The organism is uncultured Marinobacter sp., assembly GCF_947259545.1.
Classification (GTDB): domain Bacteria; phylum Pseudomonadota; class Gammaproteobacteria; order Pseudomonadales; family Oleiphilaceae; genus Marinobacter.
Genome location: NZ_CAMYMK010000008.1, coordinates 109,634 through 134,616, shown reverse-complemented (window position 1 = coordinate 134,616; position 24,983 = coordinate 109,634). Strand labels below are relative to the sequence as shown.

The following is a 24,983-nucleotide window of genomic DNA, read 5'->3' as shown; positions in this document are numbered from 1 at the left end:
CGACCCAACTATGCGCAGCCGGAATGATGTATTAATCACTCTCAATCAGTCTGATTCCCTCGCCGAGAAGCTGGTGCATCTACATCAGGTTGTCCGGGATCTGCATCCACAGATAACGCGAGTATCGATAGCGTTATACGACAAGGCCACCGACAAGGTCAGAACCTTTACCTACAGCGGCAAGGAAACACCGCTCAACCATTATCAGTCAACTTTGTCCAAATGCCGCTCGCTTAAGCAGCTGGCCGAGAGCAGAGACGCAAGACTTGAACAGGACTTGTCTGTATTCAGAAACAGCCCTCACATTCATGCCCAGAAGATTTATCAGGCCGGATACCGAGGGAGCTATACACTGCCATTGTTCTTTGATGACGAGTTACTCGGCTTCATCTTCTTCAACACCGAGCATGAAAATGCGTTCGATCCTGCCTGCATCAGTCAGCTGAATCTGGTGGCAGATCTGATAGCGCTGCTGATATTCAACTCTTTCAGCCTGGTTCGAACCCTCCTCTCCACCGTTCAATCTGCACTGGATCTGACTTATTCGCGGGACCCGGAAACCGGTGCTCATCTCCAGCGCATGTCCCGTTACGCCAGAATCATCGCACGCCACGTCGTCTCCACCAGCGCAACCGATGACCAGTTTCCCGAATATGTCTACCTGTTCGCGCCGCTCCACGATATCGGCAAAGTCGCCATCCCGGATAGCATCCTGTTCAAGCCCGGGAAGCTGACAGCGGCGGAGTTTGAGGTTATGAAAACTCACACCTCCAAAGGTAAGGCCATGGCAGAAAAGCTGCTCCGAAACTACCGCATGGGAGACATTCAGCACACCACAATGCTGTTGAACATCATTGCCCACCACCACGAAGCCTTTGATGGCACCGGTTATCCGGATGGGTTAGCGGGCAAGGCCATTCCCCTGGAAGCCAGAATTGTCACCGTGGCGGATATTTTCGATGCCCTGACCAGCCGTCGACCTTACAAGGAAGCATGGACGGTTGAGGAATCGCTGGACGAAATCAGGGCTCTTTCCGGCCAGCGAATTGATCCGGATTGTGCCAATGCGTTGATGGACAACCTCGATGAGGTGCTGGAAATCCGCGAGACATTTCAGGACACAGATCAGTAACAGACCGTCGCACAGCTTCCTGGATGTCGCGCGGATTACTTCTGCTGGTCATCCCACGGATGGACTGGCACCACCGCCTCACCCACGTCCGCCTCATAGGAGCTGCGGAAATAGTTCATCGCTTTTTCAGCCTCGCCCAGCTCATCAAAACGGGCAATGTGATAGATGGCCTCGCCTTCATTCACCAGCGGCAGGTTGTTCACGCAGATTACGATACCAGACACCGGCGACAGCACTGCCGCCTCGGTTTCACCAAACGGATCCGCCACCATCGCCAGTTTCTGTCCCTTGCGGACTTTCTGGCCAAGATGGGCCACGGGGCGCATGATGCCATCAATATCCGCACGCACCCATAGGGAGTTGGCCGCAGTTTCGGAGCGCTTCCTGGGGGCTTTCGGACCTTTCTTGGCGGGCACCATTTCCAGCTCCCGCATCACCCGGATGACCCCTTTCACGCCACTGGTGATCACCACATTATCAAACCTCAGGGCTTCTCCACCCTCATAGGTCACTACCGGAATATCCAGTGAATCCGCGTAAGCACGCAAGCTGCCATCGCGCAGACTGGCGTTGATGATGATGGGTGCGCCGAACGCTTCCGCCATGCGGATGGTTTCCGGATGCTTCAGCTCAGCACGGATCTGCGGCAGGTTAAACCGATGAATCGCCCCGGTGTGCAGATCGATGATATGAGTGACATTTTCCATGATCTGGGTACGCAGCAGGTAAGCAATACGTCCCCCCAAGGAACCCGTCTCACTGCCCGGGAAGCACCGGTTCAGGTCGCGCCGGTCAGGCAGATAGCGGGTACGCTGCACGAACCCGAAAATATTAACGATGGGCACCGCCAGCAGGGTACCGCGCAGGTGCCGCAGTGCCGAGTTGGTCAGTACCCGGCGGACAATCTCCACACCGTTGATTTCATCCCCGTGGATAGCACCGCAGACCATCAACACCGGCCCGTCCCGACGACCGTGAATCACCTCCACCGGAATATGCAGCGGCGTATGGGTGTACAGCTTGGCAACCGGCACTTCCACGGTTTGACGGGTACCAGCCTTGATTTCGGTACCGGCGATGACAAATGGCGCTCTGGCCATCTCAGCCTCTCCCTTTGGTACGGGTTTTCCAGGGTTTCTGGTTTTTCTCAATCCAGTTAACAATCATGCCCGCGACGTTCTTACCGGTGGCATTCTCGATACCTTCCAGCCCCGGTGACGAGTTCACCTCCATCACCAGGGGGCCACGACTGGATCGCAACAGGTCCACGCCTGCCACATTCAGGCCCATGGCCTTGGCGGCAGTGATCGCGGTGCGACGCTCTTCCGGCGTAATGCGAATCAGAGAGGCGGTGCCGCCACGATGCAGATTGGAACGGAACTCCCCTTCCGCGCCCTGACGCTTCATAGCCGCAATGACCTTGTCACCAATAACGAAACAGCGGATGTCGGCACCGCCAGCTTCCTTGATGAACTCCTGCACCAGAATATCCGCCTTAAGGCCCATGAAAGCCTCAATCACACTCTCCGCAGCCTTGCGAGTTTCCGCCAGCACCACGCCAATGCCCTGAGTACCCTGTAGCAGCTTTATCACTACCGGCGCGCCGCCCACCATTTTCAGCAATTCGGGTACGTTGTCCGGCTTATTGGCAAAACCGGTCACCGGCATGCCCACGCCCTTGCGGGCCAGCAACTGGAGCGAGCGCAGTTTGTCCCGGGACCGGGTGATGGCCACAGACTCGTTCACGGGGAAGACGCCCATCATTTCAAACTGCCGCAATACCGCCGTGCCATAGAAGGTGACAGACGCACCAATTCGCGGTATCGCCACATCAAAATCCTCCAGCACCTCTTCATGGTAGTGAATCTGGGGCTTCGACGATGTGATGTTCATGGAGCAGTGAAGGCAGTCGATCACCCGCACTTCATGCCCCCGGTTGATCCCCTCCTCGACCAGACGGCGAGTGGAGTAGAGGTGACGGTTGCGCGACAGAATCGCTATCTTCATTTGATCGTCCTTAGGGCCGGTTCACCGGCAAGATAGGAAGCTTCAGGATATACAACGGAACGTCCGGACATGGCGGTGCGCCCCAGCAACATCCGGAACCGCATGGAATCCCGGTTGGTTAAGGTCATTTCCACGGGCCAGATCGTATCACCAAGGACCACTCGGGTATTGATCACCAGGCGCAGTTCGCGGTGGCCACCGGAATCCGACACCGTACGTTCATCCAGAACGGCCGCATCACATTCCACTACGTGATGAAGGTTGTTCTGGACCGGGTGCACCCAGAAACGCACCCGACGCTCACCATTTTCGGTGTAGGGCTCGGTGCGAAACGTATGCAGGCAGGAGGTACGTGCTCCCGTGTCCACTTTCACCTTGAGCCGGGCAATATCCAGATCAGGCAACGCCACCCACTCCCGCCAGCCAAGATTGATCCTGTCCTCAAGCATGGGGTACGTGGCAGTTTTTGCGGGCTTATCCGTTTTCGTCGGCATCCGGCAGTTCCTTTTGGGTCGATCTCTCCGGTCGCAACAGTTCCACCCGGAAGGGGGCGGAATGGCTTCCGGCATAAATACTGGTATGGGGAAACGGAATCTCGATTCCTTTCCGATCCAGTGTCTTCTTGATTTCCACCATCATGCTACTGCGGCTTTCCAGTACCCGGTCATTCGGTACCCAGAACGAAAACTGCAGGTCAACAGAGGACGGTCCAAATGACGTAACCAGGACAAACGGTCGAGGCTCCTCCAGACAGGCCGGATTGCGCTCGGCCAATTCCAGCAGCAGCGCTTCAACCTTTGCCACATCTTCAGCGTAGGCAATACCGACCGACAGGTCGAGACGGCGAATCGGGAACCGGGAACGATTCACCACCTGCGTCTTGATCAGGGTTTCGTTGGGAATCCGCACATACAGATTATCGGTAGTCCTCAACTTCACACTGAGCATATCAATGCCGACAACCTCCCCCAGCGTGGCATCCACTTCAATAAAATCGCCGATTTCAAAGGGCCGCTCCACCAACAGGAAAAGCCCACTGATCATGTTCGACGCGGAGGTCTGGGAAGCAAAACCAATGGCCACCGTCAGGATACCCGCAGCCCCCAGAACGACATCCAGTGAGAACCCGGCCTCCCGGAGCGCCGCCATGGCAAATACGGCGACGACAATATAGAACACCAGACGGCGAATCATGACCGTGTGGTGTAGCGATGCCCTTGCCTGCATGACCCGGGAAACGCTCCGTGCCGCCAGGGATCCCAGAAAAATCCCCAGAATCAGCAGGAATGCGGCGCTGAGCCACTGCATCCAGGGCAAACTACTGGCTACTTGCTGAAGACTGCTTTCCAATTCCTCGATCAAACTACTGTCTCCATTATCGGCTCTCGCACGCTCATCCGAACATCCTGTCGAAGGTTCGCACCAGTCGTCCGCGGCCGCCCTTCTCACGCGCTGGCGACACCAGCTTGCAGGTGCCGGCGGCCTTGATCACTGCGTGTTCCACGTTCAGGCTGGCGGAATTCATTTCGGTTTCACAGACGACCGTTACGGCGGGCGTCCAGAGCTGCCCCCGCTCGTTCTGATGCAGTGATAACAAAGGCGTCGGCAAGCTGAAGCGCTCCAGCAACAATGGTTCGGTACGGCGATTCACGATTTTTACCGGTGTAATAGCCCGCCAGGGACGCTTGGGCACCGCTTCCAGAACCAGACGGGCAAAGCTGGGCGCTGAATAGCACAGCTCCCCTTCCATGGTATTTCTCCCAACCCAGGTCTGCGAAGGCTCTGACAACGCCAGTTCCGCCAGTAGCGTGCGCTGAGGACCAACACAAACCTGCATCCACACCACCGTACCGACATAGATCATGCACTCGCCACCCGCGGGGATTGTCAGCGGCTGATAGGGGCGGATGACGGTGGGAAGATTCGCCAACGCGGGAAGAAAGACCACCTCATTACTGTCATCCGGCTTCACGAAACGCTGCAGGGGAACCTCAGTGCCCGGCAGCACGTGACTGATCTGTTCGGTCCAGCGCATGGGGTCGGCGTCCGCTTTTACGGTCTCCGACCGAATCTGCCACTCAAGATCAAGTCGCGTAACCCAGAGGCGCGTCTGGCTGAGTTCATGACACTGGGTCTGCCCTGATTTCAGGGTATAGGGGTGAGCCCAGGCCCCATCACGCAGCTGCGCGGATTCTTCTTTATTATCGGCCATCAGCATCCTGAATGTTCTGGAAGTAAAACAGTTTTAACTATAATCCAATCAATGCCTTCCAGCGAATATCCTGATAATGATATTTACTCATCCAGCGCGGTGGTAATTACCCTTACCCGCTCTGCCAGCCACCCTCAACAGGAAGTTTGATGACCCAACTCGTCTGGTTCCGTAACGACCTCCGCCTGGCCGACAACCCGGCCCTGACCGCAGCCTGCAAGGCCGGGGGCCCCGTTAAAGCCTGTTTTATAATGACACCGCAACAGTGGCAGGAACACGACTGGTCCCCTGCCCGGGTACAATTCGTCATCGCCCACGCCAACGCCCTGGCCAGGGACCTTGCGAAACTCGGCATCCCCCTGATTTTCCTCGAAGCCCATCATTTCAGCGACAGCAGCGAATTGCTGACCCGTTACTGCCGCGAGCAGAATATCACTGCCGTACACTTCAATGAGGAATACGGCATCAACGAACGCCGGCGGGACAAGACCGTCCGGGAACAGCTCTCCGCGTGTGACATCAAAGCAAACAAGTACCGGGACCAGACCGTGGCCCCTGTTGGCGCCATCCTGACCCAACAGCAGGAACCCTATTCGGTTTTCACCCCCTTCTCCCGCCGCTGGCGCACCTGGATCGAAGAAACCCAGCCGACGGTTTTCCCGGTTCCTGCCCCGCAGGGCGATGCGGTTCAACCCCGGCAACTCGAATCTGTTCCGGCAGGCTTTGATAACGCGCCACCGGCCCTGGTGGACACGGGCGAGAACGCCGCCCACGACCAGCTGGAAACCTTCCTCCGGGAAACGGCAGGCAAGTACAGGGAACAACGGGACCTCCCCGCCATCGACGGCACCAGCCAGCTATCCCCATACCTCGCCAACGGCGTATTGTCCGGGCGCCAGTGCCTGATCGCCGCCCGCCAGGCCCAGGGCGAAGCAGGCAGCCAGGAAGGCCTGACCACCTGGATCAACGAAATAGCCTGGCGCGACTTCTACATCCACATCCTCTACCACTACCCACGAGTCAGCATGCACCGCGCATTCAAACCCGAAACCGAACGCCTCGCCTGGAACACCCCGGGGGAACACTTCGAAGCCTGGAAAACCGGCCAGACCGGCATCCCCATCGTCGACGCCGCCATGCGCCAGCTCAACCAGACCGGCCGGATGCACAACCGCCTGCGCATGATCACCGCCATGTTCCTGACCAAAAACCTGTTCATCGACTGGCGCCTCGGCGAAGCCTACTTCATGTCCAGACTGGTCGACGGATTCCTGGCCTCCAACAACGGCGGCTGGCAATGGAGCGCCTCAACCGGCACCGACGCCGCCCCCTACTTCCGGGTCTTCAACCCGGTGACCCAGAGCGAGCGTTTTGATCCGAAGGGCGAATTTATCCGTGAATGGGTGCCGGAACTGCGGAAGCTGGATGACAAACACATCCATGATCCCTCTAAGGGTGGTGTTATTCCGAAAGGCTATCCGCGGGCGATAGTGGATCTGAAGGAAAGTAGAAAGGAAGCCATTGCGAAGTTTCAGGCATTGAAAGACTGACTTGCACCGAGGTCGAGAGTAGCCGGCTGCTAGCCACTATCCAAAACCCTGCGGAGCCATGGATGGCGGAGCGGAGCCTACAAGGACGTATTCACGGCGTGTTTTGGATAGTGGCTAGCTGCCGGCTACGCCCCACTCCAAAACCTGAGGGCTAGAGGCCGGAACACACGGGACAACCAGGATCCCGCGCCAACTTCATCTCCCGCCACTCCATCCGCCAGGCATCCAGAATCAACAACCGCCCCACCAAAGGACGACCAACCCCGGAAATCACCTTCACTGCCTCCATCGCCTGACTGGCCCCGATCATCCCCACCAAGGGCCCGATAACGCCAGCCTCCGAACAGGACAGATCCTCATTCCCCTGCTCCGGATACAGACAGTGGTAACAGGGACTCTCAGGATCACGGGAATCATAGACCGACAACTGCCCCTCGCCGCGAATCGCCGCGCCGGACACCAGCGGCACCTTTGCCGCGACACAGGCCCGGTTGAGGGCAAAACGGGTATTGAAGTTATCCGTGCAATCCACCACCAGACTCGCTTCACCCACCTGACGAACCAGCCCATCGCCCTCCAGACGGTGGTCGATGGCTTCCACCGACACCAGCGGATTGATCCGGCGCACCCGGTACGCCAGGCTCTCGGCCTTGGCATCGCCCAACTGATCCTGACTGAACGCAATCTGGCGCTGAAGGTTGGCCACTTCGATGGCATCATCATCCACCAAAGAGAGATGACCGACCCCGGCCGCACCCAGATAGAGCGCCACCGGACATCCCAGACCACCGGCGCCCACCACCAGCACACGAGCCGACTTCAGCCTCTCCTGACCAGCGATATCGAACGTCGGCATCAGAATCTGCCGGCTGTACCGCATCAGCTCGTCATCACTGAGCATCGCCCACCTCCATTTGAAATCCACTACCCTGACTATTCAGCCCGGCCATTGCCCGAGCGTCAACCGGTCCCGGTCGCCGTAATCCCGGCGGGTCTCCACAACAACCAATCCCGCTTGCAAAAACAATTCGCGAACGGCATCGCCCTGATCGAAACCGTGTTCAACCATCAGCCAGCCACCGGCGTTCAGCCACTCCGTGCTGCTTGCCACGATCGTCCGGATATCATCAAGACCATCCTCGCCGGCGACCAACGCGGACGCAGGTTCAAACCGCACATCGCCCTCGCCCAGATGATGATCGCCACTGGCAATGTACGGCGGATTGGAAACAATCAGATCAAAACGTCCTGCCGGCAGATTATCAAACCAATGGCTCAACACCATCGTGACCGGCAAATCCAGGCGTCGGGCATTTTCAGAGGCGAGCTCTACAGCCGATGCCACCGCATCACAGGCCAACACTCGCCAGCCGCGACGTTCGCTGGCCAGCGCCAAAGCAATAGCACCGGTGCCCGTGCCCAGATCCAGTACCCGGGCGTTATCCGGCAGGGGCAACCCCAACGCCGCTTCCACCAAACACTCAGTGTCCGGACGGGGAATCAGGGTAGAGACATTCACCTTTAAAGGAAGGGACCAGAATTCCTGCTCGCCAAGAAGATGGGCTACCGGATGTCCGCTGGCACGTTGCTGGACCAGCGCCTCGAAGCGCTTCGCCTCGGAGGCCGTGACCTGCCGTTCCGGCCAGGCCCGGAAACTGGTGCGGGACAGCCCGGTGACATAGCTGAGCAACAACTCGGCATCCAGCCGCGGAGACTCCCCCGCAATTGTAATGGTCCCTTTTCGCAGAAGGGCATCACAAGTAAGCGATGACTCACTCATCGGAGAGGGACGCAAGCAATTCAGCCTGGTGTTCCTGTTGTAGCGGAACCACCACTGAATCGAGATCGCCGGAGATGACTTCATCCAGCTTGTACAACGTCAGGTTGATGCGGTGATCAGTCACCCGTCCCTGGGGGAAGTTGTAGGTGCGAATACGCTCGGACCGGTCGCCACTGCCCACCAGGCTCTTGCGGGTTTCGGCCATCGATTTTTGCTGACGCTCGGTTTCGGCATTCTGCAGTCGCGATGCCAGCAGGCTCATCGCCTTGGCGCGGTTCTTGTGCTGGGAACGCTCTTCCTGGCACTCCACCACGATTCCCGTTGGCAGGTGAGTGAGGCGAATGGCTGAATCGGTCTTGTTAACGTGCTGACCACCGGCCCCGGAGGCACGAAAGGTGTCCACCCGCAGGTCTGCCTTGTTGATCTCGATCGCCTCCGCTTCGTCCGCCTCAGGTATCACCGCCACGGTACAGGCCGAGGTATGGATGCGCCCCTGGGACTCGGTTTCCGGTACCCGCTGAACACGGTGCGCCCCGGATTCGAATTTCAGGGCGCCATACACACCAGCCCCTACTACCCGGGCAATCATTTCCTTATAGCCGCCGTGCTCACCCTCATTTTCACTGATCACTTCCACTTGCCAGCGATGGCGCTCAGCGTAGCGCAGGTACATGCGGAAAAGGTCCCCGGCAAAAATGGCGGCTTCATCGCCCCCCGTCCCGGCACGAATTTCAAGAAACACGTTCTTGCCGTCGTTGGGGTCTTTCGGCAACATCAGGCGCTGGAGTTCTTCATCCAGCTCATCGGCTTTTCCCTCGGCCAGCGTCAGTTCTTCCTCGGCCATCTCCCGCATGTCGGCATCACCATCACGAGCCAGCTCACGGGCCTCCTCAATATCAGCCAGGGAACTCTTCCAGGCCTGGAAGCAATGAACAATCGGCTCGATCTCGGCAAACTCCCGGGAAAGGTCGCGGAATTTGTCCTGATTGGAAATAACACTGGAATCGCTCAGTAACGCACTGACTTCCTCGAAGCGATCTGACAATTGCTCGAGGCGGTTCTGGATAGATGCTTTCATAGTTTTTCCGGGGTCGTGGCGTCGTCGTCCTGGGCATCAAGTTGATGCAGTTCCCTCAGCCACTCGGTCACTTCACTGCGACCTTCGGTTGTTGCCTTGCGAACCTGAATGGAGGGTTCGTGGAGGAATTTATTGGTGAGGCCACGGGCAAGACTTCGCAACACGGTTTCAGGGTCACCACCGTTGCGCAGGGCCCGTAACGCTTTCTCGGTTTCGGTATCACGCAGGGTCTCGGCGCGCTGCCGGAACTGTTTAAGCGTGGATACCGCATCCAGTGCCCGTAACTGGCTCAGAAAATCCTGAACACCATCGGTCACCAGGTTTTCCGCTTCCCGGGCGGCACCCTCGCGGGAACGGATGTTCTCTTCAATCACCTGGCGCAGATCGTCCACAGTGTACAGGTAGACATCCGCCAGGGAAGCCACTTCCGGCTCAATATCCCTGGGTACGGCAATATCCACCATGAAATAGGGCCGATGCTTGCGCTTTTTCAGGGCCCGCTCGACAGCGCCCTTGCCCAGAATGGGCAGCGGACTGGCCGTGGACGAAATGACAATGTCCACATCCTGCAGGTGCTCCGGGATATCAGACAGAAGGATGCCCTTGCCGCCCCGGGACTCGGCCAGTGCCTGGGCACGTTCCAGTGTACGGTTGGCAACCAGGAAATCCTTTACCCCGGCATCGGCAAGATGGCGGGCAACAAGCTCAATGGTCTTGCCGGCACCAATCAGCAACGCCTTGTTGCGAGACATATCCGCAAAGATATGATGCGCCATGTTCACTGCGGCGTAGGCCACCGATACCGGGTTCTCCCCAATGGCAGTCTGGGTGCGCACCCGCTTGGCCACGGAAAAGGTATGCTCGAAAAGGCGCGAGAGGAAGGTGCCGGTGGCGCCGTGCTCCCGGGAGAGCGCATACGCATCCTTTAACTGCCCCAGTATCTGCGGCTCACCCAGCACCATGGAATCAAGGCCGGCAGCAACCCGCATCATATGGCGCACGGCATCGCCGTCGCGGTGGAGGTAAAGCACCTCTTCCAGTTCGGCGGCGTCCAGGTCATGGAACCCGGCCAGCCAACGCAGCACCACCGGCGCACAGCTGTCGTCGCCGGCGATGTACAGTTCGGTACGGTTGCAGGTAGACAGGATCGCCGCCTCGCTGGCACCGCACATTGCACGCAGTTCGGCAAAAGCCTCCGCCATACGCTCAGGCGTGAACGCGACGCGCTCGCGCAGCTCGACCGGTGCGGTGCGATGATTGATTCCCAGCGTAACCAGAGCCATTTCGGGTTTGCGTGACCTTATGCCAGAGTACGGACTATTGACGACATTTTACCGACCAGCCGCCCCAGTCGCCACCCAAAACCCAAGAGAGTTCGGGAAGTGCTGACAGGTTGGGCAATATCAGATGCTTGTGCCATCATAGAGCCTCGGCACTGCATGGTCACATACCCACTTAGGGGTGGCCGTTCCAGATGCGTTGTATACAGAATACGGGATGTTGCATGCATAGATCCGCACCGTTGTTGCTTTCCTGCCTTCTTGGGCTGTCACTCACTGGCTGTGCCTCACTGACCGGAACACCGGACGACTCAGCCGATACCGGAGAACAGGCATCCACCGGGGATACCCCGACCAGTTCCGGGGAAGGCGAAATCCAGTACGCCGATTTCGAGCCGGAAGTACTCTACCTGCTGTTGTCTGCCGAGATCGCCGCCCAGCGGGGCCGCTATGACGTGACCCTGGTGAATTACCTGAATGCCGCCAAACAATCCCGTGACAAAGCAGTCATTGAGCGGGCCATGCGCATCGCACAGTCCCTTAACGGTGACAACGCCCAGCAACAGCTCGCCAGCCTGTTGCTGGAAGTAGACCCGGACAACCTTCAGGCACACCGGGTTTCAGCCATCCAGGCGGTCAGAAGCAACGACCTGCAATCCGCCCTGAACCATATGGAACGGATCATGGACCTGGGCGGCGACGCCGACTTCGACAGCCTTGCTGCTATGGCCGGCAACCTGCCACCCGAGCAGCAACAGGAATTGCTCGGCCTCTATAAAAAAATGGCCGAACGTCACCCGGAAACACCGGAACTCAATTACAGCACGGCCCTGCTTCTCAAGGTAACCGGCAAATCCAACGAGGCCCTGGAAAGAATCGACGCGCTCCTGGAAGATAATCCGACGTTCCAGCCCGCCATCGTCCTCAAGGGCGATCTGCTATACCAGTTAGGCAAACGCCGTGAAGCCCTGGATTATTTGCTGGTGAATACCCGCCGCTTCCCGACCAACCGTCAGATGGGCACCCTTTACGGTCGCATGTTGATTGGCGAAGGAGAGCTCCAGGCCGCCCAGGATGAATTCGACCGACTGATGCGGCGCTTTCCCAACACCCCGGGGCTGCGCCTGTCCCACGCCCTGGTCGCCCTGGAAAATGGCCAGACCGACCTGGCCAGGCAGGACCTTACCCGCCTGGTCCAGCAGGGACACCATACCAATGAAGCCCATTACTACCTCGGCCGGATAGCGGACGAAGAGAATAACCCTGAGCAGGCTATCGGTTATTATCGCAGCGTAGAGGAAGGCAACTATTATTTTCCCGCCCTGGCCAGGGCCAGCGCCCTCCTCGCCGAACAGGGCGAACTGGATACAGCGTTGACCGACATCCGCAATCTGCGCGAGGCCAACCCGAATCAGGCAGAAAACTTCTGGCTGCTGGAAGTGAACCTGCTGATCGACCAGGGAGAGGAAAAAGCCGCCCTGGACGCGGCCACCGAGGCGCTGCAGTCATTCCCGAACAACATCCGGATTCGCTACGCTCGCGCCATGCTGTTCGATGGCACGGGCTCGACACAGCAGGCAGAAGAGGACCTGCGACAGATTGTCGAAGAGGACCCGGAGAATGCCGTGGCCCTGAACGCCTTGGGCTACATTCTCACCTCCCACCGCGACCGCCTGGATGAAGCACGAACGTACATAGAGCGTGCCCTGGCCCTGGATCCTGAGAACCCCGCAATCCTGGACAGTATGGGCTGGGTGCTCTACCTCCAGGGACAACAGCAGGAGGCGCTGGCTTACCTGTCGAAAGCCTGGGCCGCCTACCCTGACCCGGAAGTGTCCGCACACTATGGCGAGGTCCTGTGGGCCACCGGTGCCCGAAACCAGGCAAGAGTCATCTGGAAGGAAGGCATAGACGCAGACCCGGACCACCCCATTCTCATTGAAACCATCGAACGGCTGACAGGAGAACAGGCCCCTTGAATTTGCCCAGCCCAAAACTCTTGCTGGCAGGCGCTTGCGCCCTGATGCTCGGTGCCTGCACCTCCATTCAGCTGGAACCTCTGCCAGAGGGCCTCACCGACCAACCGCCTGCCGACTGGAGCGAGCGTAGCGAGCGCCTTAAAGCTTTCCATTCCTGGGAGTTGAGCGGCAAACTCGCCGTGAAACAGCCTTCCGACAGCGGCACAGCCATTATCAACCACTGGATCCAGAAACGGGACGCCTATGACCTGGAGTTGTCGTCATCCTTCCTAGGCATGGGCCGAACCAGCCTACAGGGCGTGCCCGGTTTTATCTCGCTGACCCTGCCCGATGGCGAGACCTATCGCTCAGGGGACCCGGAAGCCCTGATTGCGGCGGCCACGGGCTGGCAGCTTCCACTCAACAGCCTGGTGTGGTGGATTCGCGGACTGCCCGGACCCGACGGCGATTTCCGCCTGCTGTTTAACGACGAAAACCAACTGGCCATGATTCGCCAACAGGGCTGGGAAATCCGCTACGACCGCTGGCAACCGTTTATAGCTGGGTACCCCCCACTGCCAGCACGCATAACCGCAGTAAAGGAAGACAAGCGAGTCAGAGTGGTTGTCGTCCAATGGAACGAGACAACGGATCCGACCCGGTGAACGCCTTTACCCTTCCCTCCCCTGCGAAGCTCAATCTTTGCCTGCATATTGTGGGGCGCAGGCCAGACGGTTATCACGAGCTGCAGACGCTGTTCCAGTTCCTCGACTACGGCGACGACATTACCTTCCGGCCAGCGAGGGATGGCGATCATGACATCCACCTTGAGCCTTCAATACCCGGCGTCGCAGATGACGACAACCTGATCCTCCGGGCCGCACGCCTGCTGGCCGGCACGCGGGACGAGAAGCTGCCTGGCATCACCCTGTCCGTGGACAAACGCCTGCCCATGGGCGGCGGCCTTGGCGGTGGCAGCTCCAATGCAGCCACCGTGCTGCTGGGCCTCAACCATTACTGGCAACTGGGGCTGACGCTCGACCACCTCGCCGAACTGGGCCTGCAACTGGGCGCGGACGTACCGGTATTTGTTCGCGGTCACGCCGCCTGGGGCGAAGGTGTGGGTGAAAAACTGACCCCGGCCAACCCACCCGAAGACTGGTTTTTGGTTCTTAAACCCGCCTGCGATATAAACACACGAAAGATTTTTTCCGAGCAAGGGTTGACAAGGAACACCCCTAGAATCAAAATAGCGCCCGCTTTTGAGGGAGACGCCTCGAGGTACCGAAACGACTGTGAGGATGTAGTTCGCAAACTGTATCCAGAGGTTAATCAGAGCCTGGAATGGCTTTCACAATTCGGACCTGCAAGATTAACCGGAACCGGGGCTTGCATTTTTGGACGTTTCCCGACAGAATCCGCAGCCCGGATTATCTGGGAAAGCAAACCCTCCGGCATCACGGGGTTCGTCGCTCAAGGGGTGAACGTGTCACCGCTTCACACAAAGCTGACAGAGCTAAAATGATGCCAAAAAAGCACGATACTGGGGTGTCGCCAAGTGGTAAGGCAACGGGTTTTGATCCCGTCATGCGCAGGTTCGAATCCTGCCACCCCAGCCACCTTTCTCCTGCTTCTTCTGAATCAAACGCCGATACCGTGAAGGATGCCGTCGTGTCCAAACTGATGATTTTCGCTGGCAACGCCAATCCAGACCTTGCCAAAGCTATTGCCCAGAAACTCCACATCCCCATGGGTCAGGCCACTGTAGGCCGATTCAGCGATGGTGAAACCACCGTTGAGATCGATGAGAATGTCCGGGGCCATGATGTCTTCATCATCCAGCCCACCTGCTACCCCACCAACGACAACCTGATGGAACTGATCGTGATGGCCGACGCACTTCGCCGTGCCTCCGCAACACGCATCACCGCGGTCATTCCCTATTACGGGTACGCCCGCCAGGATCGTCGCGTTCGCTCAACGCGGGTAGCTATCAGCGCCAAGGTCGTGGCCGACATGATCTCCAGCATCGGCGTGGATCGTGTACTGACCGTGGACCTGCACGCAGACCAGATTCAGGGCTTCTTCGATATCCCGGTAGACAACATCTACGCCACTCCAGTCATGCTGGAAGACATCGAGAAGCAGCGCTTCGAAAACTTTGTTGTTGTCTCCCCGGACGTTGGTGGTGTTGTACGCGCCCGTGCGGTCGCCAAGCGACTGGACGACGCCGACCTGGCCATCATCGACAAGCGTCGTCCGAAGGCCAACGTCTCTCAGGTCATGCACATCATTGGTGATGTGAAAGACAAGACCTGTATCCTAGTGGACGACATCATCGACACCGCCGGCACTTTGTGCAAGGCCGCCAACGCCCTGAAAGAGCATGGCGCAGCGAAAGTGGTTGCCTACATCACCCACCCCGTTCTCTCGGGCCCGGCCATTGAAAACATCAATGCCTCCCAACTGGACGAGCTGATTGTCTGCGACACGATCCCGCTGGGTGACAAAGCAAGGAATTGTGATAGAATCCGCACCCTCGGAATGGCAGGTCTGCTCGCGGAGTCCATTCGTCGCGTGAGCAACGAAGAGTCCATCAGCGCCATGTTCGAGAACGCCTGACCCGGAAAATCCGGAGATATTCAGGCCATTCAGCCGGTTACAATACGCTGAAAAAGCATTTGAGTCGGGAGCCCTGCAAGGCTCCCGACTCTTTTAGTCAGCCGGAGAAAAGTTTCAACGGCTATTCAGAAACATCACCTGTTCACACGCCTGGTCGCGGGCAGTTCAGGTGACGATTGAGGTACATATCATGTCCCAGGAATTTGTTATCGAAGCATTTCCTCGTGGCGATCAGGGGAGAGGTGCGAGCCGCCGCCTGCGTCGTGAGGAACGTAAAATCCCGGCCATCGTTTACGGTGGTAACAAGGAAGCCACTCCGATCTCCATCTGGCACAACGAGCTGAAAAAAGCTCTGGAGAACGAGGCCTTCTTCTCTCACGTTCTGACCATCGAACTCGATGGCAAGAAGGAGAGTGTGATCCTGAAGGATCTGCAGCGTCACCCGTACAAGCCGCTGCTGACCCACGCCGACTTCCTGCGCGTTGACAAGGATCACGAAATCCACGTTAACGTTCCGCTGCACTTCCTCAACGAAGACAGCGCACCGGCTATCAAGCTTCAGGGCGGCGTTGCCAACCACCAGATCACCGAAGTGGAAGTGATCTGTCTGCCGCAGAACCTGCCCGAGTTCATCGAAGTCGATATGGCTGAAGTGGACATGGACAAGGTTGTCCACCTCAGCGACCTGAAACTGCCGAAAGGCGTTCGTGTTGCTGCCCTGCTCCAGGGTGAAGATCACGACCTGCCTGTAGTGGCTATCCACAAGCCGCGCGGTGCCAAGGTTGATGACGCCGAAGAAGGTGAAGAAGGCGAAGAAGGCGAAAGCAAGGAGTAATCACTCCTGCACTAACGAGGGCAACGGCGGATGGCACAGGATATCCTCATGGTGGTTGGTCTGGGAAATCCCGGCGCTGACTACGAGAATACCCGCCATAACGCCGGCGCCCTGTTCGTCGAAGCTCTGGCCCGCGCTGCGGGCCAGACGCTCCGCCCCGAACGTAAATATCACGGGCTTTACGCCCGTATCCAGTGGCAGGGTCTCGACCTGCACTTGCTGAATCCCACCACCTTTATGAACCGCAGCGGCCTGTCTATCAAGGCACTGGCGGATTTCTTCAAGATTCAGCCCCAACAGATCCTGGTCGCCCACGACGAGCTCGACATTCCTCCCGGCACCGCCAAGCTCAAGAAAGGCGGCGGACACGGCGGACATAACGGTCTGCGGGATACCATCGCCCACCTCGGCAGTAACGACTTCCTGAGACTGCGAGTCGGCATTGGCCACCCTGGCGACAGCCGCAAAGTGACCGGCTACGTACTCGGCCGCCTTGGCAAACGGGAAACCGAAGAGCTGAACGCCGTGATCGACGAAATCATGCGCGTACTGCCAGACGCCGCAAACGGCAAACTCCCCGCCGCCATGAACCGTCTGCACAGTTTCAAGCCAACCCCCTGACACATCCCCTTACTCGCTTACGCCACCATACACCGGTATAATCCGCCCAAATTTTCCAGCACCAGCAGAGGCATTCCATGGGATTTAACTGCGGCATCGTCGGCCTTCCCAACGTCGGCAAATCCACCCTGTTCAACGCACTGACCAAATCAGGCATTGGCGCGGAAAACTTCCCGTTCTGCACCATCGAGCCCAATGCCGGTGTCGTCGCCATGCCCGACCCCCGCCTCACCAAGCTGGCCGACATCGTCAAGCCGGAGCGGGTGGTACCCACAACCATGGAGTTTGTGGACATCGCGGGCTTGGTCGCTGGTGCCTCCAAGGGCGAAGGCCTGGGCAACCAATTCCTGGCCAACATCCGCCAGACTGACGCCATCGCCCACGTCGTGCGCTGCTTCGAGGACGGCAACGTCATCCACGTGGCCAACAAGATTGATCCGGCCTCCGACATCGACGTCATCAACACCGAGCTGGCCCTGGCCGACCTGGAAACCGTCGAAAAGGCCATCAAACGCGTTCAGCGCGTGGCCAAGAGCGGTGACAAGGAAGCCAAGGCCCAGCTGGAGATGTTCGAAAAACTGCTGCCGGTACTGAACGAAGGCAAGCCCGTGCGCAGCATGAACCTGGACAAAGACCAGATGGCCCTGGTCCGGGAACTGTGCCTGCTGACCGTCAAGCCGACCATGTACATCGCCAACGTCAATGAGGACGGCTTCGAGAACAACCCGCACCTGGATACCGTCCGGGAAATCGCCGCTTCGGAAAACGCCGTGGTGGTACCCATCTGCAACAAACTGGAAGCCGAGATCTCCGAACTGGAAGACGATGAGAAAGCCATGTTCCTCGACGAGATGGGCATGGAAGAGCCCGGCCTGGACCGCGTAATTCGCGCCGGATACAGCCTCCTGGGCCTGCAGACCTACTTTACCGCCGGTGTTAAGGAAGTCCGCGCCTGGACCGTTAAAATCGGTGCTACGGCCCCTCAGGCGGCCGGAGTCATCCACACCGACTTCGAGCGAGGCTTCATTCGCGCCGAAGTGGTCAGCTACGACGACTTCGTGCAATACAACGGCGAAGCCGGTGCCAAAGAGGCCGGCAAATGGCGCCTGGAAGGCAAGGAATACATCGTCCAGGACGGCGACGTCATCCACTTCCGCTTCAACGTGTAACTTTTCAGGAAAAAACGGGCTTCAAGCCTTGACAGGAAGCGCCCAAATACTGAAAATACGCGCCTCGTTTGGGGCGATGCCCAAAGCGAAATGGCAAGGTAGCTCAGTTGGTTAGAGCACAGCACTCATAATGCTGGGGTCGGCGGTTCGACTCCGCCCCTTGCTACCAGTATTCGAAAGGGTCGCGATTAACGTCGCGGCCCTTTTTTGTTGGTTGCCCTCCCCTTTTTGCCCCCGCACCGGTTCTTGTTAACGGTATATTGCACGCTCACTCGCATCCCGATCCCTGTCAGGGTCTTCCTTACTGATGGTCGCTTCTATAGCACCCAAGTAACCAGCTGGAACGTCTGTTTCCATCGCGCCGTATATGACGTGGTATAGGTACCAGGAGTAAGGCAGCAAATCAGGATCGGTATGGGTTGCATAGTAAGTAAACGCTTCAACGACGCTCCCCTGAGAATCACTGACCAAGACACGCTTTTCTTCATAGCCAAAACCCAGGCCTTCGGCCCGATCCAGGGCTAGTTTTTCGTTCTCGGGTATTTCGAACAGCGCACCGATCACACAGTCTTCAGAGTGGCCTGTAAACAGAGCATCGCATTTTGCAGATCCATCTATCTTGCTCACCTTATGAAACCGCAGAGAGTGCTCTGCAAGCGCATAGGCGCCTAGTCGCTTGGCGCCGGGAACCCTTTGCCGCAACCTTGGGAGGGACATGTTTGATCCGTAGGCAAAATATCTCACACCGCTTATTCCCATCACTCTCGTGAAAACTTAAGTACTTTTAACCTCAATTCGATGGGGCGGGACGGTGAGCTACCATCAGCTCAGTACATGTTATGTTTATAGTCCAACTCCAGGCCCTTCTCCATAGCGCCAGGCAAAGACACCGCTGCACGCGCAACCTTTGCTTGCAGAGAACTCTCTTTACTTTTTTTCACGTGAGCCTTAAAAATCTCTGAAGGCCTCAGATCTTCAGGCACTTTTTCCGCGGGCCACAGAACTGAATTGGCAATGGCCAAGCTTGGTCTTATTCGCATTGAGGCTGGATTTATTCTTGTGATGAGCTTTGGCTTCTTACCTTCTATCTCGAATCTATCCAGGAGATGCTCATCAGTGCAAAGCTCTGCTGTACCCTTAAGCTCGAGAATGTCCTTGCAACCTGGCACCAAGGCTATAATGCTAACGTCCGGCTGCTCAATAATGTTGCCGAAACTGTCTATTCTTCGATTACCTGGGCGATCAGAGAAACAGATAAAGCCACCGTCCTCTTGGATTAGAAAATTCTCCGGATCACCTTTTGGGCTGACATCCGCTTGCCCACGACTATTGATGCTTGCCAGAACCAAAAATCTGGACCGCTTAACGAAATCCGATATCTCATCATGCGACCGCCCTACTGACCGAGGCGACCAAAAATTCGAGCGGCGGAACGATTTGGCGCAGTGTAAATAACACTCCTCCACTTCCAAAGTCGCTAGTCCATCATTAATATGAGAGACCCTACCATTGACGCGCAAGGTTTCGTCCATACCACTCACCATAAACAGTGCACCAAAAGACAAACCCTGCTCAACGATACTTCCATCGTCTAGTGCAGCCAGGTGAATGAGCAAATGCCCGGAATCGGAAGTAGACACAAAACCTCTTTCACCACCCGCTGAGGTAAGCTGAATATCTCCGGCTTTGCCAAAAGCGATAAACGCGAAATTAGAATACGACAGCCAACGCACGGCATGCTCGTCAGCATGGTCGATGACTTTAAGGTCTCGAGGTGCCGGCAATTTCCCGACTCTTTTCTGAACCTGTTCAATCTTGGTCAGCTTCATATGTAATGTGTTTCCTGTATGTTATTTATACAACCACAGCCATAAGCGGCCAAGATGTTCATGGCATATTGATTAGAATTTTGAATCCAAAAAAATATCGATGTACTTTTCGTAATCACTCCATGGGTATTCACTGATCGTGATGACATTCAATGCAACCCCATGAACAAAGCACATCAAACTTTCCAGAAATACCATCATTGAAGATGGATCAACAGACTTTGATAAATCTTGCATCATAGGACCAACAGTGAGCAGCATTTCTTGCGTGATGTTGGCATGGTTAATAAAAAATTCATCGGTGGACGAAGCTCTGTCTTCGTTGAGAAAAACGATACGGAACCGATCCGGGTGCCCTACCCAGTAATTCAAGTAAGTCATACACATCGCCTTCAACTTACTTTTCGCATCTGTTTCCTTTTCAACATCCGACCTCACTAAATCGAATAGTTCATCGAAAAAACCAGCCCAGATATGATGCAAAATCGCATTCTTGTTCGGAAAGTACTTGTATAACGTCATCGTACCCATGCTGGCTTTTGCAGCAATCTTTCTCATGGAAACCGACGGAAACCCTTCCGCTATAAACAGAGATTGAGCCGATTGAATGATTGCATCGACCTTTTGCTGCCGCTCATCATCCGATTGTTTGGGCCTCCCCATCTTAGTGTCTTGATTCATGGACATTCCCGTGATGCCTTTAGACTTTGCGATGGTATAGGCATAAACGGCATGGTTACCCAGCCTCGGCGAGGTTTCGGTCGGGGCCCGGCCCATACCGTTACATTTTTGATAACGAGATCGTCCATCAACACCTCACCCTCGGAACCAAAGCGCTCTCATTTGACTAAATCGTACGCGTACGCTTATTCTCAGTCAACGATCGGATCCGACAAAGGGGTAAGGCGATGCCCGACCTGAACGAAGCCGTCCATCGAGGATAACCGTCAACTTGTCCACTATACGAGAATTACAAAATGCGGCCGAATCACCATGAGAGGCGGCTGCATTGGGGTTGAAAATAACGATACGAAAATGAATTTGTGGAAAAACGAAAAGACATGCCGTGATCTGCAAAGGCATTTAAAATGGATACTTCCCACCCTCCAAGATATAAAGATTCTTCGGTATGCAGGGGTAAAATTGATTGAAGGCATCCTGTAAACGGTGGATCGATATGAAGAAGGCAGTTTAAAAGGGCAATACAATGGATGAGAAAAAACGGCTTGAAGTAGGCAAGGTAAGCGAATTATGGCGTTATCCCGTGAAGTCAATGGAGGGGACCCGGGTAGAAGAAGGCGTCATAGGAAAAACGGGGATGCTAGGCGATCGCAACTGGGCACTAAGGGACGAATCAATTGGAGAACTCAGCACCGTCAGAAAAAACCCAAAACTCCTTAAATTCAAAGCTATCTATGACAAAGAACCCAGCCCAGAGAGAGTCTCCCCTGTAACCATAGAGTTACCGGATGGCAGCCTGGTAAAGAGCGCCGATGACAATATCAATGAAAAATTAAGTGCGGCTATTGGTAAACCCGTCAGTCTTTGGCCCCTGCAACCTAAAACAAATCTACAGCACTACCGCTTAAAAGTGCCTGCAGGCGCTACGGCGATGAAAAAGCAGTTCGCAACCAAAGAAATGCCGGACATGTCTTCAGTAACCTGGCGCTTAATGATGGAGCTTGCCATTTTCGCAACCCCCCTGGGCAGGTACCATGACGTCTACCCTCTGCATCTGCTAACAAACAGCTCCCTCGAAAAGTTAAAACTATTGGAACCCGACGGGGATTTCTGTGTCGAGCGCTTCCGGCCAAACCTGTTCATAGACACCGGCTCAGACAGTTTTGATTTTGACGAATTTCAATGGGTGGAAGGTAAGCTTTATATCGGAGAAACCGTGTTAAAAGTCGTTTCTCGAACGGTGCGCTGCTCCATGCCCGCCCAACCACAAGTAACAATGAAGAAAGATGCGAAGGTGCTACGAGCATTGGAAGCGCACACTCAGCGTCACCTCGGGGTTAACCTTTCAGTGATCAAGCCTGGCATCATTCGGGTAGGTGATACAGTACACTTGGAGCCCTCTAATCGTTCAGGTTTGTCACGGCGCGTCGATGCCCTTTCATCTAAGCTAAGAAACGGTGCAATACAGAGTTCATTCAAGTTAATAGATCGGCTCACCAAAAAGCGATAATTATTATAAAGTTGCTTAAATCGGCGCAGGGACGGCTGAAGCAACTGGTTATGCATCACGCCTGACCGCTCTGATTTGTTTTTCTCGAAGAAGCAAATACAAAGCAAACCCCACCGCGACGCCAGGAACAATGCCAAGAAGCAGACAAACCCACCCCTTCCGAACCGAGTATTTCTTTGCTTCGTACACGACCCAGGCCGCAAGAATAGCCCAGCAAACAAGTACGTCCATCGAGTAGCCGCTGGAATATGGGTTTACAAACCCTGCTGCAAATGCGCCCCATACATCAAAATTCTCAATAAGCGGCGGCACGACGACTAGTGCAAAGAAGCCCGTGAAGAAAAGACAGGCCACAATTAATGTTGCTTTAAAAACTGAGTCAGTCATTTATCGATTCTCTTTCTTGCGGGGTATAACAGAGCATGAAGTCATGCAAACACTGATCCCAGTTTGGGTCATCGTATGGATTGCGCAGACTCAGGCAGAGTTCTTAGAGCGGGTCGATGAGGCTGACCAGGTGGGTAATGGGTCAAGAACCGCGGGGCCTCAGTGCCCCGCCCGAGTTGGCCGGATTGCGCACAACGCCGGCCAACTCGTCTTCAGGATCTGATCTGATTCAGTCCCAGATATTCCACCAGGCTTTGGCGTTCTCTTTCTTCTTCTCTTGGCCTTTTTCGCTGCCTTTTGATGCAGGGTCAGCCTTGCGGTTTTCATTATCCCGATTGGAAGCCTCTACCTGCTCCCGGGCATTCTCGCCCCTTTCTTCCGCCTCTTCGGCGCGCTCGCGGGCACGTTCAGCCTCGTCCTCAGCACGCTCACGATTACGCTCCGCTTCCTCTTCGGCACGCTCGCGGTTGCGCTCGACTTCTTCCTCGGCACGCTCACGATTGCGCTCGGCCTCATCTTCAGCACGTTCACGCGCCTTCTCAGCCTCGTCTTCGGCGCGATCCCGTGCGTCCTCGGCATCCTCTTCAGCGCGCTCACGCATTTCTGCTGCTTTTTCCTTGCCCTTGTTGCGGGCTTCTTTCGCTTTCTCTTTCGCTTCGCGAGCCTTGCCTTCGCCTTTTTCGGACATTTCCATTGCTCGCTGGGCATTGTCGGCAGCTTCAGACTGAGCCCAGGCTGGCGCAGTTGACAGGCTTCCGGCCAGAACAATACCTGTTGCAATCACAGTGGAACGAATCATTTTCGTGTTCATGGATACTCTCTCTTCAATGAGTGAACACCGGCATCTTACCGGCACTTCCTACAACGATCTAATCATAGTGATTAATGATAGACCGGCGGTACTCATTTAATGCCAGAAGCCCTGCTCGGGCTTCAGTTGATGTGGCATACTCCTGTATCGCAACGAATAACAAACACGTAACAGCAAGGACCGTTGATATGAGACCGGAAACCCTCGCCCTTCACGCGGGCTTCAAGAGCGACCCCACCACCCGGGCCGCAACCACACCAATTTACCAGACCACTTCCTACACCTTTGATGACACCCAGCATGGCGCCGACCTGTTTGATCTGAAGGTACAGGGTAATATCTATACCCGCATCATGAACCCCACCAACGCCGTTCTGGAAGAACGCATGGCGGAGCTGGAAGGTGGTGTGGGCGCACTGGCTGTGGCTTCCGGTATGGCAGCCATCACCTATGCGCTACAAACGATCTGCAAGGTTGGAAACAACATCGTAAGCACCGGCCAGCTCTACGGCGGTACTTACAATCTGTTTGCCCATTCCCTGCCAAACCAGGGCATAGATTGTCGCATGGTGCAGCACGACGATTTCGCAGCCGTGGAAAACGCCATTGATGACAACACCCGCGCCCTGTTCTGCGAATCCATCGGCAACCCGGCCGGCAATGTGGTGGACATCCAGCGCTGGGCCGATATCGCCCATAAACATGGTATTCCACTGATCGTGGATAACACCGTAGCCACACCCTTCCTGTGCCGCCCCTTCGATCACGGTGCGGATATCGTGATTCATTCCCTTACCAAGTACATCGGTGGCCATGGCACTACCGTGGCGGGCGTTGTGGTGGATTCCGGCAAGTTCGACTGGAAGGCCAGTGCCGACAAGTTCCCGATGCTGAACGAGCCGGACCCGTCCTATCACGGTGTGGTCTACACCGAAGCGCTCGGCGCGGCGGCCTTTATCGGTCGCTGTCGCGTGGTACCTCTGCGCAACACCGGCGCCGCTCTGGCTCCATTCAATGCTTTCCTGATCATGCAGGGCCTGGAAACCCTGGCACTGCGCATGGAACGCCATTGCGAGAACGCAGAGAAAGTCGCCAACTTCCTGCAGAACCATCCCTCCGTGGAATGGGTCAACTACGCCGCCCTGGCCGATAGCCCTTACAAGGCAACGTGCGAGAAAATCTGCGGCGGTAAGGCCTCAGGCATCCTGAGCTTCGGCATTAAGGGTGGACGCGAGGCAGGCGCGAGGTTTATCGACGCGCTGGAACTGATCTATCGCCTGGTGAACATCGGGGACGCCAAGTCCCTGGCCTGTCATCCGGCTACCACCACCCATCGCCAGTTGAACCCGGACGAACTCAAGAGTGCGGGGGTGAGCGAGGATCTGGTGCGCCTGTCTATTGGCATTGAACACGTGGACGACATCATCGCCGACATCACTCAGGCGCTGGACAAAGCCGGTAGCTGACTCTGTAACCGGGTTCGACGAATGTCGGGTCCGGTTATCCCCGTGATTGCCCGTA

Annotated in this window: 25 protein-coding genes and 2 tRNA genes; 13 read left to right on the top strand and 14 right to left on the bottom strand. The window is 56.4% G+C overall.

Features of this window, described 5'->3' with window-relative positions; genetic code table 11:
• Positions 1–10 precede the first annotated feature (10 nt).
• Entirely contained in the window at positions 11–1,132 is a 1,122-nt protein-coding gene (locus tag Q0Y21_RS12295; RefSeq protein ID WP_297795801.1) for an HD domain-containing phosphohydrolase, read from the top strand.
• 35 nt (positions 1,133–1,167) lie between these two features.
• On the opposite strand, the gene Q0Y21_RS12290 is transcribed toward Q0Y21_RS12295, so the two are convergent.
• Genes Q0Y21_RS12290 through Q0Y21_RS12270 form a run of 5 tightly spaced genes read right to left on the bottom strand, consistent with a single transcriptional unit; the run spans position 1,168 to position 5,351 of the window.
• Complete coding sequence (locus Q0Y21_RS12290) at positions 1,168–2,232, bottom strand: M14 family metallopeptidase (protein ID WP_297795799.1); 1,065 nt, start codon at positions 2,230–2,232, stop codon at positions 1,168–1,170.
• A gap of 1 nt (position 2,233) precedes the next feature.
• A complete protein-coding gene (gene rimK / locus Q0Y21_RS12285) occupies positions 2,234–3,139 on the bottom strand; it encodes a 30S ribosomal protein S6--L-glutamate ligase (protein WP_297795796.1) in 906 nt (301 codons plus the stop codon).
• Positions 3,136–3,633 (bottom strand): ATP-dependent zinc protease, encoded by a 498-nt coding sequence (locus Q0Y21_RS12280; protein ID WP_297795795.1) that lies wholly within the window; start codon positions 3,631–3,633, stop codon positions 3,136–3,138. The genes rimK and Q0Y21_RS12280 overlap by 4 nt, the downstream gene beginning before the upstream one ends.
• A complete protein-coding gene (locus tag Q0Y21_RS12275; RefSeq protein WP_297795792.1) occupies positions 3,614–4,501 on the bottom strand; it encodes a mechanosensitive ion channel family protein in 888 nt (295 codons plus the stop codon). The genes Q0Y21_RS12280 and Q0Y21_RS12275 overlap by 20 nt, the downstream gene beginning before the upstream one ends.
• 31 nt (positions 4,502–4,532) lie before the next feature.
• Positions 4,533–5,351, bottom strand: coding sequence for a hypothetical protein (locus tag Q0Y21_RS12270; RefSeq protein WP_297795789.1), 819 nt, complete (start codon positions 5,349–5,351; stop codon positions 4,533–4,535).
• Between the two features lie 149 nt (positions 5,352–5,500).
• On the opposite strand from Q0Y21_RS12270, the gene phrB reads away from it, so the two are divergent.
• Positions 5,501–6,901, top strand: a complete 1,401-nt coding sequence (gene phrB, locus Q0Y21_RS12265) for a deoxyribodipyrimidine photo-lyase (RefSeq protein ID WP_297795787.1) — start codon at positions 5,501–5,503, stop codon at positions 6,899–6,901.
• 151 nt (positions 6,902–7,052) lie between these two features.
• Here the strand turns inward: phrB and Q0Y21_RS12260 are convergent, their stop codons facing one another.
• From Q0Y21_RS12260 to hemA, 4 genes are read right to left on the bottom strand one after another with little or no spacing between them, the layout of a single operon-like run.
• Positions 7,053–7,802, bottom strand: coding sequence for a molybdopterin-synthase adenylyltransferase MoeB (locus tag Q0Y21_RS12260; RefSeq protein WP_297795784.1), 750 nt, complete (start codon positions 7,800–7,802; stop codon positions 7,053–7,055).
• A gap of 36 nt (positions 7,803–7,838) precedes the next feature.
• Positions 7,839–8,681 (bottom strand): peptide chain release factor N(5)-glutamine methyltransferase, encoded by an 843-nt coding sequence (gene prmC, locus Q0Y21_RS12255; protein ID WP_297795781.1) that lies wholly within the window; start codon positions 8,679–8,681, stop codon positions 7,839–7,841.
• Positions 8,674–9,759, bottom strand: coding sequence for a peptide chain release factor 1 (prfA, locus tag Q0Y21_RS12250; protein ID WP_297795778.1), 1,086 nt, complete (start codon positions 9,757–9,759; stop codon positions 8,674–8,676). The genes prmC and prfA overlap by 8 nt, the downstream gene beginning before the upstream one ends.
• Positions 9,756–11,042: a glutamyl-tRNA reductase gene (gene hemA, locus Q0Y21_RS12245; RefSeq protein ID WP_297795775.1), complete on the bottom strand. Its 1,287-nt coding sequence runs from the start codon at positions 11,040–11,042 to the stop codon at positions 9,756–9,758. The genes prfA and hemA overlap by 4 nt, the downstream gene beginning before the upstream one ends.
• Positions 11,043–11,263: 221 nt before the next feature.
• On the opposite strand from hemA, the gene Q0Y21_RS12240 reads away from it, so the two are divergent.
• The 9 genes from Q0Y21_RS12240 to Q0Y21_RS12200 all read left to right on the top strand — a co-directional run bounded on the left by Q0Y21_RS12240 (position 11,264) and on the right by Q0Y21_RS12200 (position 18,413).
• Positions 11,264–13,018: a tetratricopeptide repeat protein gene (locus tag Q0Y21_RS12240; protein ID WP_297795772.1), complete on the top strand. Its 1,755-nt coding sequence runs from the start codon at positions 11,264–11,266 to the stop codon at positions 13,016–13,018.
• Positions 13,019–13,062: 44 nt separating this feature from the next.
• Entirely contained in the window at positions 13,063–13,662 is a 600-nt protein-coding gene (gene lolB / locus Q0Y21_RS12235) for a lipoprotein insertase outer membrane protein LolB (RefSeq protein WP_366517687.1), read from the top strand.
• Positions 13,632–14,522 carry a 4-(cytidine 5'-diphospho)-2-C-methyl-D-erythritol kinase gene (gene ispE, locus Q0Y21_RS12230; protein ID WP_297795767.1) on the top strand — a complete coding sequence of 297 codons (891 nt, stop codon included), beginning with the start codon at positions 13,632–13,634 and terminating at the stop codon, positions 14,520–14,522. Before lolB ends, ispE begins: the two co-directional genes overlap by 31 nt.
• Positions 14,523–14,541: 19 nt before the next feature.
• Positions 14,542–14,616: transfer RNA gene (locus Q0Y21_RS12225), tRNA-Gln, on the top strand.
• A gap of 52 nt (positions 14,617–14,668) precedes the next feature.
• Positions 14,669–15,619 carry a ribose-phosphate diphosphokinase gene (locus tag Q0Y21_RS12220; protein ID WP_297795764.1) on the top strand — a complete coding sequence of 317 codons (951 nt, stop codon included), beginning with the start codon at positions 14,669–14,671 and terminating at the stop codon, positions 15,617–15,619.
• A gap of 190 nt (positions 15,620–15,809) precedes the next feature.
• Positions 15,810–16,454 carry a 50S ribosomal protein L25/general stress protein Ctc gene (locus Q0Y21_RS12215; protein ID WP_297795762.1) on the top strand — a complete coding sequence of 215 codons (645 nt, stop codon included), beginning with the start codon at positions 15,810–15,812 and terminating at the stop codon, positions 16,452–16,454.
• Between the two features lie 30 nt (positions 16,455–16,484).
• Positions 16,485–17,075 (top strand): aminoacyl-tRNA hydrolase, encoded by a 591-nt coding sequence (gene pth, locus Q0Y21_RS12210; RefSeq protein WP_297795759.1) that lies wholly within the window; start codon positions 16,485–16,487, stop codon positions 17,073–17,075.
• A gap of 77 nt (positions 17,076–17,152) precedes the next feature.
• Positions 17,153–18,244, top strand: coding sequence for a redox-regulated ATPase YchF (ychF, locus tag Q0Y21_RS12205; RefSeq protein WP_297795756.1), 1,092 nt, complete (start codon positions 17,153–17,155; stop codon positions 18,242–18,244).
• A gap of 92 nt (positions 18,245–18,336) precedes the next feature.
• Positions 18,337–18,413, top strand: a tRNA-Met gene (locus Q0Y21_RS12200).
• Between the two features lie 80 nt (positions 18,414–18,493).
• Here Q0Y21_RS12200 and Q0Y21_RS12195 read toward each other — a convergent pair.
• The 3 genes from Q0Y21_RS12195 to Q0Y21_RS12185 form a co-directional block, all read right to left on the bottom strand.
• On the bottom strand, positions 18,494–19,003 hold the full coding sequence (locus tag Q0Y21_RS12195) for a gamma-glutamylcyclotransferase family protein (protein WP_297795753.1): 510 nt from the start codon (positions 19,001–19,003) through the stop codon (positions 18,494–18,496).
• 68 nt (positions 19,004–19,071) lie between these two features.
• Positions 19,072–20,073, bottom strand: coding sequence for a pyridoxamine 5'-phosphate oxidase family protein (locus Q0Y21_RS12190; protein WP_297795750.1), 1,002 nt, complete (start codon positions 20,071–20,073; stop codon positions 19,072–19,074).
• A 72-nt stretch (positions 20,074–20,145) separates the two neighbouring features.
• The gene (locus tag Q0Y21_RS12185) at positions 20,146–20,754 is read right to left on the bottom strand and encodes a TetR/AcrR family transcriptional regulator (RefSeq protein ID WP_297795747.1); all 609 of its coding nucleotides are present in this window, start codon (positions 20,752–20,754) and stop codon (positions 20,146–20,148) included.
• 526 nt (positions 20,755–21,280) lie between these two features.
• Between Q0Y21_RS12185 and Q0Y21_RS12180 the strand changes: the two genes are divergently transcribed.
• A complete protein-coding gene (locus tag Q0Y21_RS12180) occupies positions 21,281–22,264 on the top strand; it encodes an MOSC N-terminal beta barrel domain-containing protein (RefSeq protein ID WP_297795745.1) in 984 nt (327 codons plus the stop codon).
• A gap of 48 nt (positions 22,265–22,312) precedes the next feature.
• On the opposite strand, the gene Q0Y21_RS12175 is transcribed toward Q0Y21_RS12180, so the two are convergent.
• Together Q0Y21_RS12175 and Q0Y21_RS12170 are read right to left on the bottom strand one after the other, a co-directional pair.
• The gene (locus tag Q0Y21_RS12175) at positions 22,313–22,651 is read right to left on the bottom strand and encodes a DUF2834 domain-containing protein (protein ID WP_297795741.1); all 339 of its coding nucleotides are present in this window, start codon (positions 22,649–22,651) and stop codon (positions 22,313–22,315) included.
• 229 nt (positions 22,652–22,880) lie between these two features.
• Complete coding sequence (locus Q0Y21_RS12170; protein ID WP_297795738.1) at positions 22,881–23,462, bottom strand: hypothetical protein; 582 nt, start codon at positions 23,460–23,462, stop codon at positions 22,881–22,883.
• A 188-nt stretch (positions 23,463–23,650) separates the two neighbouring features.
• Here Q0Y21_RS12170 and Q0Y21_RS12165 point away from each other — a divergent pair, with 188 nt between their 5' ends.
• Complete coding sequence (locus Q0Y21_RS12165) at positions 23,651–24,928, top strand: aminotransferase class I/II-fold pyridoxal phosphate-dependent enzyme (protein ID WP_297795735.1); 1,278 nt, start codon at positions 23,651–23,653, stop codon at positions 24,926–24,928.
• Positions 24,929–24,983 lie beyond the last annotated feature (55 nt).